This window comes from Vibrio sp. E14 (assembly GCF_020515785.1).
Classification (GTDB): Bacteria; Pseudomonadota; Gammaproteobacteria; order Enterobacterales; family Vibrionaceae; genus Vibrio; species Vibrio diabolicus.
In genome coordinates, this window is sequence record NZ_JAHPJI010000001.1 from 181,088 (window position 1) to 200,154 (window position 19,067).

Consider the following 19,067-nt stretch of genomic DNA (forward strand, 5'->3'; position numbering starts at 1 on the left):
ACATAAAAAAACCGAGTACTTACGACTCGGTTTTTTTAGTCTTTGAGATAGAGCGCGATTTTAAGTAACGTGCGCCTCTTGTTGCTCTCGCTCTCGCTCTTGCTGAGCTTGCAGCTTTTTCTTGCGACGTTCTCGTTTAGAAAGCCAAACCAGCGGCACAACAATCATTATTGTTCCTATAGCCATAAATATGTCTGGCACTTCTCCAAACCAGATTAATCCCACAAACACGGCACCAATTAAGCCACTGTATTCAGCGCTGGCAATTTTGTTGCTATCAATCGAGCGGTAAGCGATCACACATGTTGCCGCATAAATCATGATGAACAAACTTGAGCCAGCAGCGACAGGGAAAGCACTCCAGTCCCAAGGTTCCGCTTCGATCAGAACAAGTAAGAAAGCCACGGGAATACCTGCCAAGTTTGTCATTAATAGCGTTTGCATGACGGACTGATTTTTTGGCAGTTTTCTAATAAGCAAGTTATTGATTGCCAGGGTAATAGCCACAACTAAAGCCGAAATCGCTGCCCAGTCGATTTGATCTGGACGAATGATGACCAACACACCAGCAAAGCCCATGATCGCAGCCGCGACCGATTGTTTAGACAGCTGTTCGCCAAAAAATATCGCGGCAAGCGGCAGCATGATTAATGGCGCGGCGTAGAAGATTGCGTTCGCAGTTGCGAGCGGTAAAGATGAAATCGCCAAAACCATAAATATAGCACCAAGCAACCACACGTGAGCGCGGACAGCATGCCATTTAAATCCTTCAAGAAAATGAGTCTTTTTTGTCAGCAAGCAGACAGGCAGTAGGAAAAGCACTGCGGAAATTTGTCGGAAAAAGACAAACTGAAAAATAGGCACTTCATTTCCGACACTTTTAATTAAAGAGTCCGAAAGCACCGCAATGAGATTCCCAACAATTAATAGCAGCATAGCTGCGCCGACCGATGTAACTTTCACTTATTTCCTCTCCTCTTTCTTTGCCAAAGAGTAGGTGATGTCATAGGATGAAGTGAAGTGATATTTATTAGTTTAAGTATGAGATTTTTAGATAATGAAATTGCCACCACTCAGAGCGGTTCACTGTTTTGAATCTGTCGCTCGAAACTCTAGCTTTTCGCTTGCGGCTGAAGAGCTCAATGTGACGCAAAGTGCCGTTAGTCATCAGATACGATTATTGGAAGATTATTTGGGCGAGTCATTATTTATTCGTCAAGGAAGAAAGCTCTCTTTATCGGATACTGGTGCTCGTTATTTAGAGGATATTAGCCCGGCAATTAGCTCTATTGCGATGGCCAGCCAAAAGGTGAGAGAAGGGGACAAAGGCAGCATACGTTTAGCGATTTATAGCTCGCTTGCCGTAAAGTGGCTTATTCCGCGTTTGTCTGATTTTAAGCGGTTACATCCGGAAATCGATCTGACACTCAATATGGTTGTTGGTGATCCTGAGCAGACAGATAGTGTTGGTGATTGTTTTATCACGGTAGAGAAGCCAAAGCGCAACTATATGTCGGTGAAGTTATACGCGGAAACGCTGTATCCGGTATGCAGCCATAAAATTTGGAAAGAGTTACAAGATCAACCCATTCCAGAAGCGCTTTGGCGATATCCTATTTTGTCGACAGACTCTATTTATCGTGAGAGAGGAAAAGACTGGGCAGAGTGGTGCAGAGCGGGTGGTTACACTTTGCCAAAAGATGTCGATGTTCAACATTTTAGTCATATGTTGTTGGCAATTGAGGCTGCACGTTATGACCAAGGCATCGCATTTGCGAATGATTTTATGCTCAATGAAAGAGATAAAGCGCATGATTTGGTGTATATCCCTTCTCATGGATTAGAGACGGGGGACAGCTTTTATTTTATTCATAAAAAGAGCCGAACCAAGCAGGCGGAAATTATCAAACTCACTAATTGGTTGAAGCAACAGTGCTTATGAAATGACTAAATTGTCATGATTAAGAAAGAAGGTGGCAAAGTTGTGTTTAAATATTTCATGTTTTATTGAGTTTTTATTCATTAACATCAACTTGGTTTTGAAACCGAGTGAAATGGATAGCATGACGTGCTTAAGGATGGGCAAAACACAACCTCAATAATTAACAGGCAGTGAAATACAATGTTTAAAAAAACATGGCTAATGACAGCCCTTTTAGCAACATGTTCTGTTGCAAACGCAGCTCCTTACGTTGGTGCATCGGTAGGTCAAGCATCGTTTGGTGATGTTAATGGCTCTATCAATGGTGGTGGTACCAACGCTAGCACTAAGCTTAAACTTGAAGATGACTCAAGCCTTTCAGGTAAAGTATTTGGTGGTTACAAGTTCAACGAATACATTTCTCTAGAAGCAGCCATTGGTGGCTACGACGCTTTAGACGGCAAAGTTGTTACTGTTGGTGATATGAAGTATCTATCGATTCAACCAAAGGCGACTCTACCGATTGGCGATCGTTTCAACCTTTTTGCTAAAGCTGGTCTTTCTTACTTCAATGCTGAATTCAAAATTAGCAACTCTGTGATTGACGGTAGCGCAGGCCATACCACAATTTCTGACAGCACTGTAACAGGCATGTACGGTTTAGGCGCAGAGTTCGCTATTACTGAAAACTTTGCTCTGCAAGTTGAATGGGAATACATGATGCCTGAGCTAGACATTGCGAAATTTGGCAATGAAAAAGTAACGGTTGATGCAGACATCAATGTGTTCTCTGTAGGTATGAGCTACCGTTTCTAATAATACTTATTCAAGTTACCTCTTGGCTTAGTACACGTTTTTGACTTCTGTTGGTCGAGCTGAGTCCAAGCTTTGAATATATTTAGATATAGCACAGGAAGTTTAATTGCTAAGCGTCCTGTGCTATTTTTTTGCTTTGGAATAACTCTTGGGAATCTTTGTGAACGATGTCAATCTTAGGTATCTGGATCTACTGTTAAAGCACTTTGAACCTCATCAATATCACTTCGTTACGCTGTCGGAGCTTGAAGTGGTAATTTGTACGTCAAGGCGCAATGTTTCTATTGTGATGAAAAAGCTTGCCTCTTACGGTTGGGTAGATTGGAAACCTGCAATTGGCAGAAGTAACGCCAGTCGTCTGAATATTACTATTTCCCTTCAACAAGCGATGACCGAATTTTTGGTTGAGGAGCTTGGTCGGGGAAGAATGAACTCGATAACAAAACTTATCGATTGGTTCGGCCAAAGTGCTGTCAGGGCGCTGACGATTGCCTCTGAAAAAGTGAACCAGTTGAATGAGTCAAATAACGCTATTTTGATCTCCTCTTATCCTTGGGTGTCTAAGGTCGATCCTGCGAACACTTATCGTCATACTGAACTGCATGTGGCGAAAAGTGTTTATGATGTTTTGCTGACTCAAAATTCCAATGGTGGCATTGAGCCTTCGCTAGCACATGAGTGGAAAATGGAAGGCAATGTGATGACGTTATGGTTGAGGCCTGGAATATATCGTCACGATGGCGAACTTCTCAGCATACAAGATGTTGTTTGGAGCATCGAAAGACTTAAGGAAATAAAAGGACCAGTACACGAGCTCTGGCAGTGTATTGACAGTGTGATTGCCGAAACATCGAGCTGCTTAAAAATTACATTGAAACATCCGAACATGTTTTTTCCATACATGCTAGCCACTCCTCACGCTTCTATTCTTTGTCGAGATGTTGTTTCTTTCGGTTCTGGTTATTCTTACCACATAGGCACCGGACCATTTAAAATCAGTGGTTGGAACCAAGAGAGTATGCTTCTTCAAGCACACAAAGAATATTTTTCAGCGCGCGCATTGTTAGACCAAATTACGCTGTCTCATGGTAATGTTAAGACCTTGAATATGTTGAGTTTTAACCAAACCTCTGATCACGTTGAAGTGGAAAAAATCAGCGCATTTTCATATTTGACCTATCGGCAGCGCGCGGACTCTAATCTCGCAAAAGAAGACTGGCATCAACTCGCCGATTACATCAATGCGCAAAAGAGAATCTATGAGGCGCAAAGTGCCGTTGACAGCATTCAGTTAGCGACTCAAGATCAAGATTTACTAATCGCAGAGGCTGTTGTGACGCCTAAGCTACAGGGTAAAGTAGCGCTAGCCGAGCCAATCTGGACGATACCAAGTTTAATTCGTCACTCTGAGTGGTTGCACCGTGTGATTCGGGCGACGGGATTAGAGCTAGAGATCGTCATTATTGATGACATTAGTTTTCCTGAAGTCGTATCACATCGAGCGGACTTGCTCCTAATTGAAGAAGTCATGGAAGCGCCGTTTGAGTATGGCGTATTTGAGTGGCTATCGATAGCAACAGGTTTGCGTTTTAGTTTTGATCAAAGCCAGATGTTGCTCCATCGAGAAAACCTTCGCGAAGCCATGACAAATGCTCAATCTTTACAATCTCTTTTAGGCGTAGAAAAAGCGTTACGAGAGCAGTATCTTTATTTGCCTTTATTTGTTGGCTATGAAGAGGTGACAAAAACACAGCAAGTGCGCGGTGTTCAGGTGAAAAATACGGGTTATAGCGATTTGCATCGTCTCTGGATCGCTCACTCTAACTAGCATATTTCGATACGGTGAGCATAGAGTATGAATACATAAAGCCATCGCAGTGATGGCTTTATGTGGAATGTAGAGTTAGAAGTTGTACGACACACTCGCACCAACAACCCATTGGTTTGCACTATCAACAATTGAGGAATCGCTGATACCGCTGCCTAGGCGAGTGTATTGTGTCATTTGGCTCACTTGCCAGTTATCGTTGATTGGCATGACTAGCTTGTAGCCTAAACCATAGCTTACTGTTGAATCACCTTTGTACGCTTTGCGGTTTGCATTTGCTTCGCGTTGTTTTACGCCAAAGTAGTAATCTACGTAGTCTTCACTTTGATAAGTTAGGTTAGCAAAAGGAACAAAATCAACACTACCGAAGTTCATAATGTGGAAGTAAGTTGCGCCCGCTAAGTAACCTTTGTAAGCACCACTGATATCATGTTGAAGGTATGTTGAAATCACATTGTGTTGATCTAACGTAAAGTCAGTGTTCAAACCTAAATCGACAGCAAAGCGACGTTTATCCGTGCCTTTCAGGCTTTTTGCAATATCACCGTCACGCATGACACCACTACCAACAAGGTAGGCACTCATGTTGATTAATTCATTGGTGTTACCGAAGAAACGGTAGTTAATGCCACTTAGATCCGCGTTAAAGTCGTCACCATGGTAACCGCCATTTAGAATTGGAGCTGTATTGTATTTTTGATCTTTGAAAAGATCGCTGCCATGAGCCACTCCGACTTCCGCGTTCCAGCCACCTTCATTGTTGTAGATGTTACCGTTACGAATATAAGTATCACCAGCAACCGCTGAACCAGCAGCAGTCAGAGTTAGTAGTGCAATTAATGTCTTTTTCATCATTTTTCCGAGTTGTTCTGATTTGTTTTGAACACTGTACAAAATGAAGTTGTAAGCCTCTATCAGCAAAGCGTATGGAAATGTAATGAACCATCAGGATAAGAAGCGGAATGTAAGATCAGAGGAGGAAGATAAGAAAGGCAACCGCCGTCGATGGAAAGAAAAAATCCGAGTTGGGGTAGCTCGGATTTAGATTATTTATCAGGTATCGATACGAACTTATTGTTGTTTCGTTAAGTTGTATAACGGTGCTAGGTCACCTGTTACTTTTTCGCCATTCATGTCTAGCTTCATAAGTACATTTTCACCAACAAAGTATTGGTTTGGCGCATCTTCGTTTGTCAACGTTACGATGCTGCCGTTTGCATCCCAAGTGAATTGGCCTTCAGACTTTGACTGACCGTCTTCTTTGTCTTGGTAGCTTTCTTCAAGTACATAAGTGCCATCTTGATTTAGTGTGATGGTCATGTCGATACCTGAACAATCCGCACATGGAAGCGTACCTTTATATGTGCCGTTCCAGTCCAGGGCATTTTGTGCGTTATGCTCAGAGTCTACAAATGTTTCTTCAGTGATGACTTGTTCTTCTGCTACTGGCAGCGTGTCAATTGTCTCTGTAGTAACTTCTGCGCTAGTAGTGACTTCAGTTTCCGTCGCTTGAGGTACTTCAACTGCGCTTGTTTCGGCAGGTTTCTCATCTTGACAGCCTGCAAGAATGATTACCGCGCCTGTTAGTGCCAACATTGTTTTTTTCATTTTATCCCTCTTTAAATCAAGATTTTGTATGAGAGTAATAGTAGACATTTATCAGGTATTTGCGTCATCAAAAAGCAATAGAATGATCTATCTATGTCAATAAAACCGAATATGAGCATGAAATTGTCAGGAAAATCAGAACAATGTAAATGTTGATTGGGATATCAAGCTTGAGTCTACAAATAAATATCTAGAGGGGGGCAGAGATAGTGAAAACAGCCTACATTGCTGTGAGCTGTTTTATTAAATCAGTTAAGAGGCCTTATCGATGTTTGAACGTGAGGTGCTTCGTTTTGTGCTGTCTTCATCAGCGAATAAACCAGCAACAGTACGACGCTCTAATTCACCTTTCAAATGACCATGCTCATCGACAACGGGCAGTGAGTATTCGCACGACATGGTTTCAGTCAATATTTGCTCAATGGCTGAATGGGGAGAGATGATAGGCACTTCTTCATAGATATCATCATCCCAGCTTGGGGTTTGAGCTAACTTCGTCGCGTCTAGTAACCCTTGTTGCGTTATCACGCCTTGATAGCCTGCATCGGTCACATGATAAGCATAATCACGTTTTACACGTTTCATCTCACTGAGCGCTTCTTCAATGGTTTTAGCGGCAATGCGATATGAAGGTGGCTGCATCACAGTCTCAACCGTCAATGCTCGCGCTCTATTGACGTCTTTTACAAAGGCTTCAACGTACTCATCGGCAGGATGCAGCAATATTTCGTCTGGTGAACCTTGTTGGACAAGCTCACCGTCTTTAAGGATCGCAATGCGATCGCCAAGGCGCAGTGCTTCATCTAAGTCGTGAGTAATAAAAACAATCGTTTTGTGTAACTGCTGTTGCAGTTCTATTAACTGATCCTGCATTTCGCTTCGAATCAGTGGGTCCAACGCTGAGAATGCCTCGTCCATTAACAGTATTTCGGCGTTGGTTGCCAATGCTCGCGCGAGGCCTACGCGTTGCTGCTGACCACCTGATAGCTGAGCGGGGTATTGGTTCTCATAACCCGTTAATCCAACGGTATCCAACCATTCGTTTGCTTTTTCTAAGCGTGCTTCTTTATTTATTCCTTGAATTTCTAAACCGTAAGCGATGTTGTCGATAACAGTGCGATGAGGCAATAAGCCAAAACGTTGAAACACCATCGACATCTTATGACGACGAAACTGCTCTAACTCCTTGTTAGAAAGCTGCATGACATCTACCCCTTCCACCAAAATCTGTCCCATGGTTGGATCGATTAGGCGATTGAAGTGGCGAATCATGGTGGACTTTCCTGAACCGGATAATCCCATGATGACGAAAATCTCGCCCTTTTTAATTTGGAGGTTGATGTCTTTTAGCCCGACCGTGTGGCCCGTTTCCGCCAACACGTGTTCTTTACTATGTCCCAACTTGACGCGCTCAATCACGCTGTTGGGTTTGGGGCCGAAGATTTTATACAGACCGCTGATTTCGATAAGTGGACTAGTCATGCTTTAAATCTCCTAGATGGGCTTGAGTGCGTTTCGCATACGCTTGTGAAGCGCGGTCGAAAAGAATCGCTAGGGCGACAATGGCTAGACCATTTAAAAGACCAAGAGTGAAATATTGATTGGTAATCGACTTAAGAACGGGCTGGCCCAAACCTTTTACCCCAATCATCGATGCGATGACAACCATCGACAGTGCCATCATTATCGTTTGGTTGATTCCCGCCATGATGGTTGGCATTGCGAGCGGAAGTTGGACCCCAAAAAGCCGCTGTTTACTGCTGGCACCAAATGCGGTTGCGGCTTCCAACACTTCTTTATCCACCAAACGAATACCCAAATTAGTTAAACGAATAACAGGTGGAATCGCGTAGATTACTACTGCGATGAGGCCAGGAATTTTGCCGATCCCGAGTAACATCACAACTGGGATGAGGTACACAAATGCCGGCATGGTCTGCATGACGTCGAGTAATGGCGTCACAACAGACTGAATACGATTAGAGCGCGCCATGGCGATGCCGATAGGGATCCCGAGTGTGATTGCCAGCATGGTACACACCGTGATAATACTGAGCGTGCGCATTGTGTCTTCCCACATGCCGAAGTAGCCAATCAGGATAAGTGAGCCAAAACATGCGATAGCCAGTTTCCAAGAGCGACTAGCGGCATAAACGAGGGCGGTGCAGACGCCTAAAACAACGACCCAAGGTGTTGAAATAAGCAGTTTTTCAAACCAGACAAGAAATGAAAGGAGCGGATCAAAGAGAGACTCGATAAGTTCACCATATTCACGAGAGAAATCTCGGTAGGCGCCATCGAGTGTTTTGCGAATCGCTCTAAGATCAGAGCGATCCATTTCTGGGAATTCGCTGAGCCAATTCGAGTCAGACATATTTACTTCCTTTTCTGATATATCTAGGTGCCCTCAAGAGACGTGATTCAGCAAGAATGGCTGGGATCGTAGACCAAGTAATGATTGGTGGTTCGATAGGTCCTCCATCTATTGTTTTACCCTTTAGGCTCATTTCAATGCAGTCGACCTGCACTTTATAGTTACTTAGGGAGACACTCTTTTAATAAAATAATCATTAGTGTTCAAATGAGTGATTTGATCGGATTATAGTTTTTCTTCTCCAATAAAATGAATACATTAGCGCGTATTTGTATGAAAAGTCTGCGCAAACTAACGTTTTTATTATCTAGATAATTAGAATTGATCTTTTTGCTCGTTTGTCACCAAAGTTTGTAAATTTTTAGATGTCTAATTAATCCTGATGTCTTACGTATTTATCGTGTCGATTTTTGCAAACTTAGTTTATTGGCATATGCTAAAAATGTTATTGGCATATGCCAACTTAAGGCGTAATTTGACCCTGTGTTTTCGAGGGATAATGATGGCAAGACCAAAGATAGAAAGACGAATATGCGGACGTGCTGCACACCATTGTTTCAAACCCAATGGCGTGCCATTTCATCAGTTGGAGCAAGTCGCCATATTACCAGAAGAGCTAGAAGCACTGCGTTTGGCCGATTTAGAGGGGCTTAGCCAGCAGCAAGCTGCTGATCAGATGGGTGTCTCTAGACAAACTTTTGGTAACACAGTAAAAAGTGCAAGATTGAAAGTCGCAAAAAGTTTAGTTGAAGGTCATGCATTAGTTTTTCCGGATGAGGAGTCAAACTTATGATTTATGCTATTCCTAATGATGGTGAGCGGGTGGCAAACCACTTTGTTAAAGCACCATATATTGCTATTTATTCTGATACTGACGGTATGCTAAAAAACTTAGCGAACATTGCTTCGATGCCACAAGCAGGTTGCAATGCGAAGTCTCAGTTAATTCAGTCTCTGCAAGAGTATAATGTGGAGGCTGTACTTGTACGAAATATCGGTGAACGCGCACTAGAAAAATTACTTCGTAGTGGCACGCAAGTATTCAGGCTTTCTACCCGTAGCTCATTGGAAGATGTACTTGCGGTTCCAAGAGAGCCTCTCATTGAGCCGTCTCAAGGTCGTCCCTCAAACAATCATAAGAAAAATGCTCACAAGCCAAAAGGCGGTTGCGGTTCCTGTGGTTGTGGTGGCAAAAAATCCAAACCCTCCTTGCTGGCAAGACCGAAAGCACCAGCAGGGCTACTTAAAGTGACATCTCGCCCTGCTATACTTAGGCTAAAGACGATGGCTAATAAGGCAGGTTAATATGGTTTGGTTATTTACCTTTCTTGGTTTTCTCGCAATCATTTTGTTGATGTCGCTTGGCGTCATTTTCCACAACAAGCGTATTCAAGGGAGTTGTGGCGGATTGAATAATGTCGGTGTTGATAAGGTGTGCAATTGTGAAACCTCTTGTGCAGAGCCTGCAAGACGTTTGTATCAAATATCCGAACCTAACTCGTCATCTGAGCGCTAAGATCTTTTGCCCATTTCGGTAAGGTGTGTTTAAACCAGTCAATGTATTTACTGGTCTGCGGGTTCTGTCTCGAGACCAGTATGTTCACCACTTCTACCACCATCCACGTTTTAGCTATTGCAATCGTTCTTGCTAAATTACTCGCATCGCCTTGCTCTGCCGTCTTGGTATAGGTATGCGCCACACCAAGATAATCTTCGTATGTGCCCATGCCTTTGACTAGTGGCGCTAAATCTATCGCGATATGCCCTGTCGAAAAACGTTCCCAGTCGAACAGCACCAAATCGCCATTATCTCGTCGCCCCCAGTTCCCGGCATTGGTGTCTCCAGAGATCAAATTTTTGGCGTTGAAAAGCGGGCCGGATTGCTCTTGTAGCTGATAAAAGAACCACTCTGTTTTTGCGTCTAGTTTGAGCGTGCTTAAAGCTTGGGAAGTGGCTGGTTGTGTCCACTGATGAGGATGATAAACACCATCTGATGTCGGAGATAGTCTATGTATTTTAGCTAGTTGTTCTATCACGCGCGGCTCTTCAAGCAGGAATTCTTGATTGACAGAGTGCGGGATATACTCGATTCGTAACGTATTTTGTTGGTGATCGTAATCAATGAGCTCAGGTACAAGAATGCCAAGTTCATTGAATGGTTTAGCCTGGTGTTGATAAAAAGCGACCTCAACCTGTTCTACCTGTTGCTTTTCAATGAATGAAATGCCGTGTTTTTCTACCAGATAAACTTTGGCACTGCCCATCTGGTTAAGCTCTTGCTTTGACATGAGACATCCTGTCTTTTGATGGTGGAATCTTCACTTACCTTAAACGCGAAAGGTGTGTGCCAAGAATACTTAAAGAGAACATCGATACAAAATAATGCAATGGTTTGAGTATAAAATTGTCGCTAGTGTCTAAATTTTACACAGTGGCTTTTACGCATCGCTAACCACGTTCTACGCTTAATGTTCGATTTAAACAAGGAGAACCACTATGGCTGTAATAAAGCAGGATATTCCAAATCGTGTAACGGTTTATCATGACAATATCGATCAAGAACAAGAGCTGAAAAATGCGATGCTGCCAGAGAAACCGCGCTACTTTAACGGTGCTCCGACTTACAAAGCGAACAGCATCGAAGAGTTTGAAAATAAAATCAGTCAGATCGGTTTGTCTCTCGATAAATAAATTTTAATTTACCTAAAAGCGCCCTCAAAATGAGGGCGCTTTTTTATTTGTATGATTGATTTTAATCGTAGGGAATTAACCTTGTTGAGCACTGCCTTGGCAGACTTGTTTTTGCACTGCTGGTGGCGCGGGCTCGTAATGGCTTAAAGTCATACTAAAACTGCCTTCACCACCCGTGATAGCTCGCAATCGACGAGCGTAATCTTGCAACTCGTTTACTGGCGATTTGGCTTTCAACAACGTGAATTGGCTATCAATCGGTTCGGTGCCTTCTATTAATCCTCGATTACCTGACAAATCCCCAGACACGTCACCGACGTTTGTGGTTGGGACGTGTAACTCCATTTGGACAATGGGCACTAACACAATAGGATCAGCGTTGTTGATCGCGTCTAAAAAGGCTTTCTTACCTGCGATGACAAACGCAATTTCTTTTGAATCGACAGAGTGATATTTACCGTCATAAACGGTGACTTCCACATCCTTGATTGGGTTGCCAGAAATCGCCCCTTCTTCGAGTACTTGTAAAATACCTTTTTCGACCGCGGGAATAAGCGCGGTTGGAATGGCGCCACCCACCACTTTGTTGATGAACTTAAATCCGGCGCCACGTTCGAGTGGACGAACCTTCAATTGCACTTCACCAAACTGGCCTGCACCGCCACTTTGTTTTTTGTGTCGATAATGCCCTTCGGCAGGTTTGGTGATGGTTTCAAAGTATTCGACGCTTGGTTGGCAGGTTTCGACGTCCAGCTTGTACACGTTCGCCATCTTTTCTAATGCGACTTTGAGGTGAAATTCCCCTTGGCCGCTGATGATGGTTTCGTTGGTGCGAGCGCGATGTTCGATGCGCAGCGAAGGATCTTCGCTGGCGATTTTATTCAGTACATCGCCTAATTTTTGCTCATCTCCACGCTTAAGAGGCTTCAAGCACAAAGAATACATGGAGTCAGGAAGGTCCAACGTCTTGAGTTGAACACCATCTTCTTCGTGAGAGTCATGAACGATTGAATCGAATTCGAGATCATCCACTTTGGCTAAAACGCAGAAGTCGCCGGCAAGCGCGCGAGGGATCTCGGTTCTATCTTTGCCCTGCAGTTGATATAAGTGCCCAACTTTAAATGCCTTGTTGCTTTCGCCAATATAAAGCTGGCTGCCCGCATTGATTTCACCCTGATACACACGTAAGTAGGCAAGTTTTCCCATATATGGGTCGACGCTGACTTTGTACACGTGTGCGACGGTGTGCTCTAAGGTTTCGCAATTTACTTTGATTTTTTTGCCGTTCTTTTCCAATAGAGGAGGGTTACCTTCGTTTGGCATGGGCATGATCTCCGCCAAGGTACGAAGCAGAAGCTCGACGCCCGCGCCGGTTTGTGCTGAGACAAAACAGACCGGAATCACATGTCCAGTTCTCAGTGCTTCTTCAAACGGATCATGCAGTTGCTCTGCGGTGAGTTCGGAACCTTGTTCCAGATACAGTTCCATCAGTTCTTCATCGACTTCGATAACTTGGTCAATCAAGGTCTCATGAGCTTCATCTACCGTTGCAAGTAAGGTTTCTCGTCCCAATTCTGGTTCGAAATAGCAGTCAACTACAGATTCCCCGTCAGCCGAAGGTAAGTTGATCGGTAAGCAGTGGTCACCAAAATGCTCAACGATGTTCTCCATCAATCTCTCTAACTGATGACCGTGGTTATCGAGCTTATTGATGATGATCATCTGACATTTTTGCTGCTCTTTAGCAAAGGTAAATAAGCGATCGGAAGTTTGGTTAAATGGTGTTTGAGGGTCGATGACAAGGGCGGATGTTTCAACGGCAGGAAAAACGCTGATAGTACGGCCAAGTAACTCGTTTTGTCCCGGAGTGTCGATGATATTGAGCCGGTGTTTGTTCCAGCGCAGTGCGACTGGCGTTGCTTCAATACTGTGTTGATATTGGATGGATTGAGGGTCGAAGTCGGTAACGGTATCGCCTTTTTCTACGCTGCCTAAATGGTGCGTGGCATCGCAGGTGAAGAGCAGTTTTTCTATCAGCGTGGTTTTACCGGTCCCGGTTTGGCCGACAAAAGCGATATTGCGTATTTTGTTTATAGGCATAGAGCCTCCTTGCAAGATGGCGTGAAAAACCTACGAATTGCTAGGAAGTGGGTTGTTAGAGAAACCCACGAACTGCATTGGAGTAGGGCGGGATTACCGCCTATTCGTCTTCCATGTCATTTTCCGGATGACTCGATGCATAAGACCACCTTCTTGGACTACTGTAATCTTAGCATGCCGTAATAACCGTATAATTTATGTGACTTATTTCATGATGGGGCTGATTGTTTTTTAATCGAGATCATAAACTCAGAGGTTCTGACTTTTCGATCAAAACCTCTGGATTGTTTAGGCTATTTGGAAAGAACGATTTCGCCGTCGCGATAAACTAAGCTCGGCGTTACATCTTGTCCGAGCAACACCGGGCCATCAAGATCGACAACGCTCGCCTGAGCAGCAATGGGTAACGCAGCACGCATCGCCAGCGACGTCCCCAACATACAACCGGACATGAGGCTAAAACCGAGTTTTTTTGCATCGTCGGCTAGTAATAGTGCTTCTGTGAGCCCGCCCGTTTTATCTAGCTTAATGTTCACCATTTCATATTTGCCAACAAGCTGATGTAATTGCTCTTTGGTGTGACAACTTTCATCGGCGCAAAGTGGAATGGGGTGCGGAATGCTGGCGAGTACGTCGTCGCAGTCTTGTGGCAACGGTTGCTCGATCATGGTGATATTAAACGGTTGGAGTTGAGCAAATACCGTAGCGAGGTCGAGGTTTTGCCATGCTTCATTCGCATCTAAGACAATTTGCGTGTGCGGTGCGGCGTCACGCACTGCTGCAACGCGCTCAATCACGTGTTCACCATCCAGTTTTACCTTAAGCAGTTTTGCGCTTTGGCTAAGGTAAGCTTGCGCCTGTTTTGCCATCGCTTGCGGCGTATCGATAGAAACCGTCATCGCCGTCACAATCGCCTCAGGTAACGTAAAGAGGTCGTGAACTTGTTGCTTGTGGCTCAAAAGTGCAAGAAGATGCCAAAGGGCGCAATCCAACGCATTTCTTGCCGCTCCTGCGGGCAATAATGATTGAAGCTGGCTTTTGAGAGCCATCACATCAGCGTCACCTTTGGCGTACAAACTTTGCAGTTCATGCGCGGCGTGAGAAACCGCCTTAATTACCGATTCAACTGATTCACCATAACGAGGGTATGGCGTGCATTCTCCTTGGGCGATCATGCCTCGGTGTTCAATTGTCACGCGGACTACGTGGCACTCTGTCCGACTGCCGCGAGAGATGCGAAATGGTGTCGCCATAGCAATCGTGACGGGTTCTACATGAATTTTCATCTCACTAGTTTTCCCTAAACCGCAGTTATTTTCTAAACCGTAAATGTTTCTTAAATCGTAAGGAGCCTATCTGCAACCGCATCAACGCCAAAACGCACAGGGTCGGTGACGGGCACCCGATATTTGTCGCTCCAATCCTGGCATAGTTGGGCTGCATCTTCTTCGCTGATCGCCGAAGTGTTTAAGCAAATACCCACTAATTGAGCTTTTGCATTTGTGAGGCGAGCAGCGGCCAGATTCGCTTCTATCGTTTGTTCAATGGTTGGCAAGCTCGCATGTGGTAAGTTGCGGATGTGCGGGCGACCAATCTCATGGCACAGTACCAGAGCGTCCGCTTGTGCGCCGTGAAGTAAGCCCAAACTTACGCCAGCAAACGAAGGGTTAAATAACGAACCTTGCCCTTCGATGATGTCCCAATCGTGGTCGGTGAAGTCGGGGCTGATCGCTTCTACTGCGCCGGAGATAAAATCGGCAACTACGGCATCAATTGAAATGCCACTGCCTGCGATGAGAATTCCGGTTTGACCCGTTGCTTTGAACTCTGCACGACAGTTTTTACGCTTCAATGCATGCTCAATGGCAAGGGCAGAGTACATTTTGCCAACGGAGCAATCTGTCCCTACAGTAAGTACTCGCTTGCCTGCGCGAGCTTTGCCATTGCCGACCTTGAGCGGGGCATCATAATGGCGAACATCATACAGTTTGGTTAATCCGCGTTGTTCTAGATCGGCAAGAGGAGCAAATTCCGCCAAACGTTGGTGCATGCCCGATGCAATTTCAAATCCCATTTCTGCCGCTTCAAGTAAGGTAGCTTGCCAAGCTTCAGGAATGACGCCTCCTGGATTTGCAGTGCCAAGCACCAGCGTTTTTGCTCCTTGCTGCTGCGCTTGTTGTAGTGTCATGTCGGTTAAACCAAGCGATACGGTTTCTGGCGTCAGGCGGATTTGGCCAAGACAAATCTCAGGTCGCCATTGATATATGCCACGCGCGGTTTTTGCTGCGAGTGGATCGGTTACATCGCCAAGAAAGAGTAGGTAAGGTTGAGCAATTTGCATGATGGTTCCCTTCGTCATCGTTATTGCTCATTAATGTAGCCAGACTGATTTAGGAAACCGAATGCTTATTTGTTAGGCAGGTATAACTTCAGGTTATACCTTTAAACCATCTGTTGTTTTAGGGCGGTGATAAATTGCTTTGTCGCAATGGATTGAGGTGTGTGCTCTGAGAATAAAATAGAGACAGAGAAGGACATGTTTGGCTCCAAAGCATGCACGGAGACGGCATCATCTTGGCGATATTGTTTTGCAGTCCATGGATCGACAATGGCGAATCCTGCTTGGTGTTTCACCAGTTCAGCCGCTGCGGAGTAGCTGCGTACGGTGATGGCATGTTGATAATGCTCCTCACGCGCTGACAAGGTTTGATGTAACAGCAAGCCCAGAGGGTCTCGGCTATCTAAACCGATAATGGGTAAATCGTGCCTGATGAGTTCTTCTAAAATGACGGTTTTTTCTGCGGGTATCGCTGCGCTTTTAGGAGCGATCAGTGCTAAGTTTTCTTTCAATAACAGGTGCCCCATGATCGCTGGTGGTGTTTCTTCACCGAACGCAATGGCGACATCCAGTTCATGTTTCAGTAATCCTGAGCACAGCTCATCGCGATTGGCCGTTAAGAGCTCAAAGGAGATGCCGTGCTCTTTCGACAGCAACGCGACAGTCGGCGCTAACAAGTGTGCGGCCAAAACAGGCGGGGCACCGACTCGTAAATGTTGAGTTCCCTGTTTGACTTTGTTGGTCAGAGAGCGAAATTGTCCGAGTTGTTGATAGACCTTTTCTGCCTCTGGCAATAAGGCTTTGGCTTCTTGAGTGGGAACGAGACGCCCCTTTACACGCTCAAATAAAGCGAAGCTCAGTTGTTGTTCTGTATGGGCGAGAACTCGAGTGACATTAGGTTGGGAAACGTGCAGTAAGCGAGCAGCACCAGACACCGTTCCTGCTTGCATAATGGCGTAAAAGACTTCCAATTGTCTTAAGTTCACTGCGAATTCCTTCTGCTCATGTTGGTCACCTCAGAATACCCAACCTTGCTGATGAGCGATAGAGAAAAAAGTACTGGTGTAGAAAATTAGGAAGACGATTTTGGTTATCTTCTTATCTCGCTTTTTCAATTTCTCAACTTCTCAATTTCTATGCTTCACTTTGCCGCTGCATGAAGGGGCAGGTCGTTAAACGGCTCGACGTCTCGGCTGAGTAATCCCATCAATACCACTGCTAACACCATGACAACAGCTGCTATTACAAAACCGTATTGTGTTAGCTCGTAATGACTCAACATCGCGATTAATACATAACTGAGAGCTTGAATGGTGGTGGAAAACATGCTGATGCCGCCATCAACACGACCACGTTGATGAACCGCTACGGTGTGATGCATCCAGTTGACTCTTGCAATGCGATTTAGCGCGTTAAACACACCAAACAGAGCCGTAAACAATAAGATGGTCAGTGGGCTTATCGCAAAACTCATTCCGATAAACGCCAGAGATACCATGACCATCGAAGCAAACATAATGTGGCTATGAGAGGCGCGGCTTAGCACTTTGGTGACAATAAAGCCGGTTAGCAACGAGCCGAGGCCAAAACTGATGTTGAACCCTGCAAACCAATCGCCAGAGATGCCTTGTTCAGAAAACCAAATCGGCACCAGTTTGCTCAAATACGTCAATGCAGGATAAGAGAGGCAAGAGAGCAGAATAAAGCCATAAAATCGGGGTTCGAGACGGAATATTTGTTTGCTCTCTTTGAGTTGCGCGATGAAAGCAACGGATTTTGATGCCCTTAATTGTTGAGTATAAGGCGTCAGAATATAGAACATCGCTGCTAACGCAGAGGCGCTGGCCGCAAACAAAGCAAACTCTTTCATACCCCACATTTCAAGCAAAACAATACCCAACGCGCCAGCTCCGAGGGTCGTGGATTGCATTACAATTTCTTGCTGACCCGAAATTTTCGCATACTCATGGTGCTGATAATTTTCTTGGGTGAAGGCATTGTTGGTCGTCCATGCAAAATTACTCGAAACCCAATACACCAATTGCGCAAAAGCCAGCAACCAGTGTGACTCAAACCCTAACCAATAAGCAATGAACACCACCAAAGCCATACCCGATTGAATCCATTGATTGAGCACGAGTAGTACTTTGCGTGAATGTCGGTCAATTAAAGTGGAAAAGAAAGGCGTAGCTAGAAAAGAAATCGCGGTGCAGCTCAGAGAAACTAAAGCGACGAATGTACCCATGTTAGGTTCGGAAAGCATGACCCATGGCAGTGCCATCATGAACAAGCCAGAGGAAATGCTGTCGAATAAGCGGCCAGCTAAGTACGACTGAGTTTTATTTTTCATTATGTTTGCCTCTAACTCCCGATGGATTTCAAAAGGTTGATGTCCAACTGTTCTGTGTTTGACAACCAAGTCGTTCGCGCTGAACACATTATCTTGAGATCGCCGGGGTTTAGCGTTAATTAAGATGGTGCAACTTTAAAACCTCAAGTAAACTTGAGGTAAAGTATTTTTTTAACAAAATTGATACACAGGGAGTCAAGGATGGAAATCAGCGTAGGAGAAGTGGCAAAACGTTCTGGAGTGAAAGTATCTGCCCTACATTTTTACGAGCAAAAAGGACTAATTTCGAGCTGGAGAAATCAAGGGAATCAGCGTCGCTATCATCGAAGTGTGTTGCGCCGTGTTGCGGTGATTAAAGCGGCACAGCAAGTGGGGTTGTCGTTAGAAGAAATCAAACATGCGCTAGATGAGCTGCCGAAACATCAAGCGCCAAACAAACAGCAATGGGAAGTCATGGCGAGTCATTGGCATGAACAGTTGGAGCAAAAAATTCAAAAGCTCAAAGCCCTGCAAAACGATTTGGGTGGATGCATTGGCTGCGGGTGTTTGTCGTTAGAAACCTGCGCGCTGCGAAACCCAGAAGATGTGTTAGGCAAAGACCACTCGGGTTCTAATTTAACGTTAGAAGAGTAGGTGCTATTCCTATTCTTTGTCGAAACTGTCCACCACAATTGCACCCATTGACGCCGGCATTGTGATGACGATGACCCGTTTTATCGCAACCAAAGGCTCATTCATTAGTGGCAGCTTATCAAGACAGAAAAGAACTAACGCCACCACAACGGCCGCAATGAGGTACGCGATAACCACACGAAAAATAAAAATGGATACGCGATTTTTGATGTGGCTTTGGAACACGCTTTGATAGGCGAAAAAACTGAGGAAAATGACAGAAAGGCTTAACAGCATGAGCAGGTTTGCCATTGGCAAGCTTTCACCCAGTCGCCACGCCTCTTCAGAAAAAGAGATGGGTACGGCGAGGGCAAAAGCGCCAACCAACACTTGGCTGGCGTCTTCTAAGTTAAAGTGACTACTCATGCT

At 44.8% G+C, this 19,067-nt stretch carries 20 protein-coding genes; 8 read left to right on the plus strand and 12 right to left on the minus strand.

What is annotated here, in order from left to right; translation table 11 throughout:
• Nucleotides 1-60: 60 nt before the first annotated feature.
• Entirely contained in the window at nt 61-963 is a 903-nt protein-coding gene (locus LIX84_RS00835; protein ID WP_226420367.1) for a DMT family transporter, read from the minus strand.
• 94 nt (nt 964-1,057) lie between these two features.
• Between LIX84_RS00835 and LIX84_RS00840 the strand changes: the two genes are divergently transcribed.
• The 3 genes from LIX84_RS00840 to LIX84_RS00850 all read left to right on the plus strand — a co-directional run bounded on the left by LIX84_RS00840 (nt 1,058) and on the right by LIX84_RS00850 (nt 4,565).
• Entirely contained in the window at nt 1,058-1,942 is an 885-nt protein-coding gene (locus tag LIX84_RS00840) for a LysR family transcriptional regulator (RefSeq protein ID WP_182037067.1), read from the plus strand.
• Between the two features lie 180 nt (nt 1,943-2,122).
• Nucleotides 2,123-2,737: an outer membrane beta-barrel protein gene (locus LIX84_RS00845; protein WP_005373936.1), complete on the plus strand. Its 615-nt coding sequence runs from the start codon at nt 2,123-2,125 to the stop codon at nt 2,735-2,737.
• 160 nt (nt 2,738-2,897) lie between these two features.
• Nucleotides 2,898-4,565 carry an ABC transporter substrate-binding protein gene (locus LIX84_RS00850; RefSeq protein WP_124007507.1) on the plus strand — a complete coding sequence of 556 codons (1,668 nt, stop codon included), beginning with the start codon at nt 2,898-2,900 and terminating at the stop codon, nt 4,563-4,565.
• A gap of 75 nt (nt 4,566-4,640) precedes the next feature.
• Here LIX84_RS00850 and ompV read toward each other — a convergent pair whose 3' ends face one another.
• The 4 genes from ompV to LIX84_RS00870 form a co-directional block, all read right to left on the minus strand.
• Nucleotides 4,641-5,417 (minus strand): outer membrane protein OmpV, encoded by a 777-nt coding sequence (ompV, locus tag LIX84_RS00855; RefSeq protein ID WP_005392665.1) that lies wholly within the window; start codon nt 5,415-5,417, stop codon nt 4,641-4,643.
• A 219-nt stretch (nt 5,418-5,636) separates the two neighbouring features.
• Nucleotides 5,637-6,173, minus strand: a complete 537-nt coding sequence (locus LIX84_RS00860; protein WP_046873821.1) for a copper resistance protein NlpE — start codon at nt 6,171-6,173, stop codon at nt 5,637-5,639.
• A 252-nt stretch (nt 6,174-6,425) separates the two neighbouring features.
• Nucleotides 6,426-7,655, minus strand: coding sequence for a quaternary amine ABC transporter ATP-binding protein (locus LIX84_RS00865; RefSeq protein ID WP_199804216.1), 1,230 nt, complete (start codon nt 7,653-7,655; stop codon nt 6,426-6,428).
• Nucleotides 7,648-8,547 carry an ABC transporter permease gene (locus LIX84_RS00870; protein WP_046873819.1) on the minus strand — a complete coding sequence of 300 codons (900 nt, stop codon included), beginning with the start codon at nt 8,545-8,547 and terminating at the stop codon, nt 7,648-7,650. Before LIX84_RS00870 ends, LIX84_RS00865 begins: the two co-directional genes overlap by 8 nt.
• A 502-nt stretch (nt 8,548-9,049) precedes the next feature.
• Here LIX84_RS00870 and LIX84_RS00875 point away from each other — a divergent pair.
• The 3 genes from LIX84_RS00875 to nqrM are packed head-to-tail and all read left to right on the plus strand — an operon-like array spanning nt 9,050 to nt 10,063.
• Nucleotides 9,050-9,340 carry a DUF134 domain-containing protein gene (locus LIX84_RS00875; protein WP_048625148.1) on the plus strand — a complete coding sequence of 97 codons (291 nt, stop codon included), beginning with the start codon at nt 9,050-9,052 and terminating at the stop codon, nt 9,338-9,340.
• Nucleotides 9,337-9,852 carry a NifB/NifX family molybdenum-iron cluster-binding protein gene (locus LIX84_RS00880; RefSeq protein WP_161442895.1) on the plus strand — a complete coding sequence of 172 codons (516 nt, stop codon included), beginning with the start codon at nt 9,337-9,339 and terminating at the stop codon, nt 9,850-9,852. Before LIX84_RS00875 ends, LIX84_RS00880 begins: the two co-directional genes overlap by 4 nt.
• Before the next feature lies 1 nt (nt 9,853).
• The gene (gene nqrM, locus LIX84_RS00885; RefSeq protein WP_054866942.1) at nt 9,854-10,063 is read left to right on the plus strand and encodes a (Na+)-NQR maturation NqrM; all 210 of its coding nucleotides are present in this window, start codon (nt 9,854-9,856) and stop codon (nt 10,061-10,063) included.
• Here nqrM and LIX84_RS00890 read toward each other — a convergent pair.
• On the minus strand, nt 10,041-10,835 hold the full coding sequence (locus LIX84_RS00890; protein ID WP_226420368.1) for a phosphotransferase: 795 nt from the start codon (nt 10,833-10,835) through the stop codon (nt 10,041-10,043). The genes nqrM and LIX84_RS00890 overlap by 23 nt on opposite strands.
• A gap of 208 nt (nt 10,836-11,043) precedes the next feature.
• Here LIX84_RS00890 and LIX84_RS00895 point away from each other — a divergent pair, with 208 nt between their 5' ends.
• On the plus strand, nt 11,044-11,238 hold the full coding sequence (locus tag LIX84_RS00895) for a hypothetical protein (protein WP_164665409.1): 195 nt from the start codon (nt 11,044-11,046) through the stop codon (nt 11,236-11,238).
• Nucleotides 11,239-11,313: 75 nt separating this feature from the next.
• Here LIX84_RS00895 and fusA read toward each other — a convergent pair whose 3' ends face one another.
• The 5 genes from fusA to LIX84_RS00920 form a co-directional block, all read right to left on the minus strand.
• The gene (gene fusA, locus LIX84_RS00900) at nt 11,314-13,338 is read right to left on the minus strand and encodes an elongation factor G (protein ID WP_226420369.1); all 2,025 of its coding nucleotides are present in this window, start codon (nt 13,336-13,338) and stop codon (nt 11,314-11,316) included.
• 293 nt (nt 13,339-13,631) lie between these two features.
• Entirely contained in the window at nt 13,632-14,624 is a 993-nt protein-coding gene (dgcA, locus tag LIX84_RS00905; protein ID WP_226420370.1) for an N-acetyl-D-Glu racemase DgcA, read from the minus strand.
• A gap of 50 nt (nt 14,625-14,674) precedes the next feature.
• Nucleotides 14,675-15,679 carry an N-acetyltransferase DgcN gene (dgcN, locus tag LIX84_RS00910; protein ID WP_074189823.1) on the minus strand — a complete coding sequence of 335 codons (1,005 nt, stop codon included), beginning with the start codon at nt 15,677-15,679 and terminating at the stop codon, nt 14,675-14,677.
• Nucleotides 15,680-15,780: 101 nt separating this feature from the next.
• Entirely contained in the window at nt 15,781-16,662 is an 882-nt protein-coding gene (locus LIX84_RS00915; protein WP_226420371.1) for a LysR family transcriptional regulator, read from the minus strand.
• Nucleotides 16,663-16,817: 155 nt separating this feature from the next.
• Complete coding sequence (locus LIX84_RS00920) at nt 16,818-18,026, minus strand: MFS transporter (RefSeq protein ID WP_226420372.1); 1,209 nt, start codon at nt 18,024-18,026, stop codon at nt 16,818-16,820.
• A 201-nt stretch (nt 18,027-18,227) separates the two neighbouring features.
• Between LIX84_RS00920 and soxR the strand changes: the two genes are divergently transcribed.
• The gene (gene soxR / locus LIX84_RS00925; RefSeq protein WP_005392679.1) at nt 18,228-18,659 is read left to right on the plus strand and encodes a redox-sensitive transcriptional activator SoxR; all 432 of its coding nucleotides are present in this window, start codon (nt 18,228-18,230) and stop codon (nt 18,657-18,659) included.
• A 9-nt stretch (nt 18,660-18,668) separates the two neighbouring features.
• Here the strand turns inward: soxR and LIX84_RS00930 are convergent, their stop codons facing one another.
• A complete protein-coding gene (locus LIX84_RS00930) occupies nt 18,669-19,064 on the minus strand; it encodes a DUF2391 family protein (RefSeq protein WP_005373896.1) in 396 nt (131 codons plus the stop codon).
• Nucleotides 19,065-19,067: the final 3 nt, after the last annotated feature.

What these genes read in the sequence shown, in the direction of transcription:
- LIX84_RS00840 (WP_182037067.1), top strand. Translation starts at nt 1,058, where the DNA reads ATGAAATTGCCACCACTCAGAGCGGTTCACTGTTTTGAATCTGTCGCT.
- LIX84_RS00920 (WP_226420372.1), bottom strand. Translation starts at nt 18,026, where the DNA reads ATGAAAAATAAAACTCAGTCGTACTTAGCTGGCCGCTTATTCGACAGC.
- LIX84_RS00845 (WP_005373936.1), top strand. Translation starts at nt 2,123, where the DNA reads ATGTTTAAAAAAACATGGCTAATGACAGCCCTTTTAGCAACATGTTCT.
- LIX84_RS00875 (WP_048625148.1), top strand. Translation starts at nt 9,050, where the DNA reads ATGGCAAGACCAAAGATAGAAAGACGAATATGCGGACGTGCTGCACAC.
- LIX84_RS00865 (WP_199804216.1), bottom strand. Translation starts at nt 7,655, where the DNA reads ATGACTAGTCCACTTATCGAAATCAGCGGTCTGTATAAAATCTTCGGC.
- dgcA (WP_226420370.1), bottom strand. Translation starts at nt 14,624, where the DNA reads ATGAAAATTCATGTAGAACCCGTCACGATTGCTATGGCGACACCATTT.
- LIX84_RS00870 (WP_046873819.1), bottom strand. Translation starts at nt 8,547, where the DNA reads ATGTCTGACTCGAATTGGCTCAGCGAATTCCCAGAAATGGATCGCTCT.
- ompV (WP_005392665.1), bottom strand. Translation starts at nt 5,417, where the DNA reads ATGAAAAAGACATTAATTGCACTACTAACTCTGACTGCTGCTGGTTCA.
- LIX84_RS00930 (WP_005373896.1), bottom strand. Translation starts at nt 19,064, where the DNA reads ATGAGTAGTCACTTTAACTTAGAAGACGCCAGCCAAGTGTTGGTTGGC.
- fusA (WP_226420369.1), bottom strand. Translation starts at nt 13,338, where the DNA reads ATGCCTATAAACAAAATACGCAATATCGCTTTTGTCGGCCAAACCGGG.
- soxR (WP_005392679.1), top strand. Translation starts at nt 18,228, where the DNA reads ATGGAAATCAGCGTAGGAGAAGTGGCAAAACGTTCTGGAGTGAAAGTA.
- dgcN (WP_074189823.1), bottom strand. Translation starts at nt 15,679, where the DNA reads ATGCAAATTGCTCAACCTTACCTACTCTTTCTTGGCGATGTAACCGAT.
- LIX84_RS00890 (WP_226420368.1), bottom strand. Translation starts at nt 10,835, where the DNA reads ATGTCAAAGCAAGAGCTTAACCAGATGGGCAGTGCCAAAGTTTATCTG.
- LIX84_RS00880 (WP_161442895.1), top strand. Translation starts at nt 9,337, where the DNA reads ATGATTTATGCTATTCCTAATGATGGTGAGCGGGTGGCAAACCACTTT.
- LIX84_RS00895 (WP_164665409.1), top strand. Translation starts at nt 11,044, where the DNA reads ATGGCTGTAATAAAGCAGGATATTCCAAATCGTGTAACGGTTTATCAT.
- LIX84_RS00860 (WP_046873821.1), bottom strand. Translation starts at nt 6,173, where the DNA reads ATGAAAAAAACAATGTTGGCACTAACAGGCGCGGTAATCATTCTTGCA.
- nqrM (WP_054866942.1), top strand. Translation starts at nt 9,854, where the DNA reads ATGGTTTGGTTATTTACCTTTCTTGGTTTTCTCGCAATCATTTTGTTG.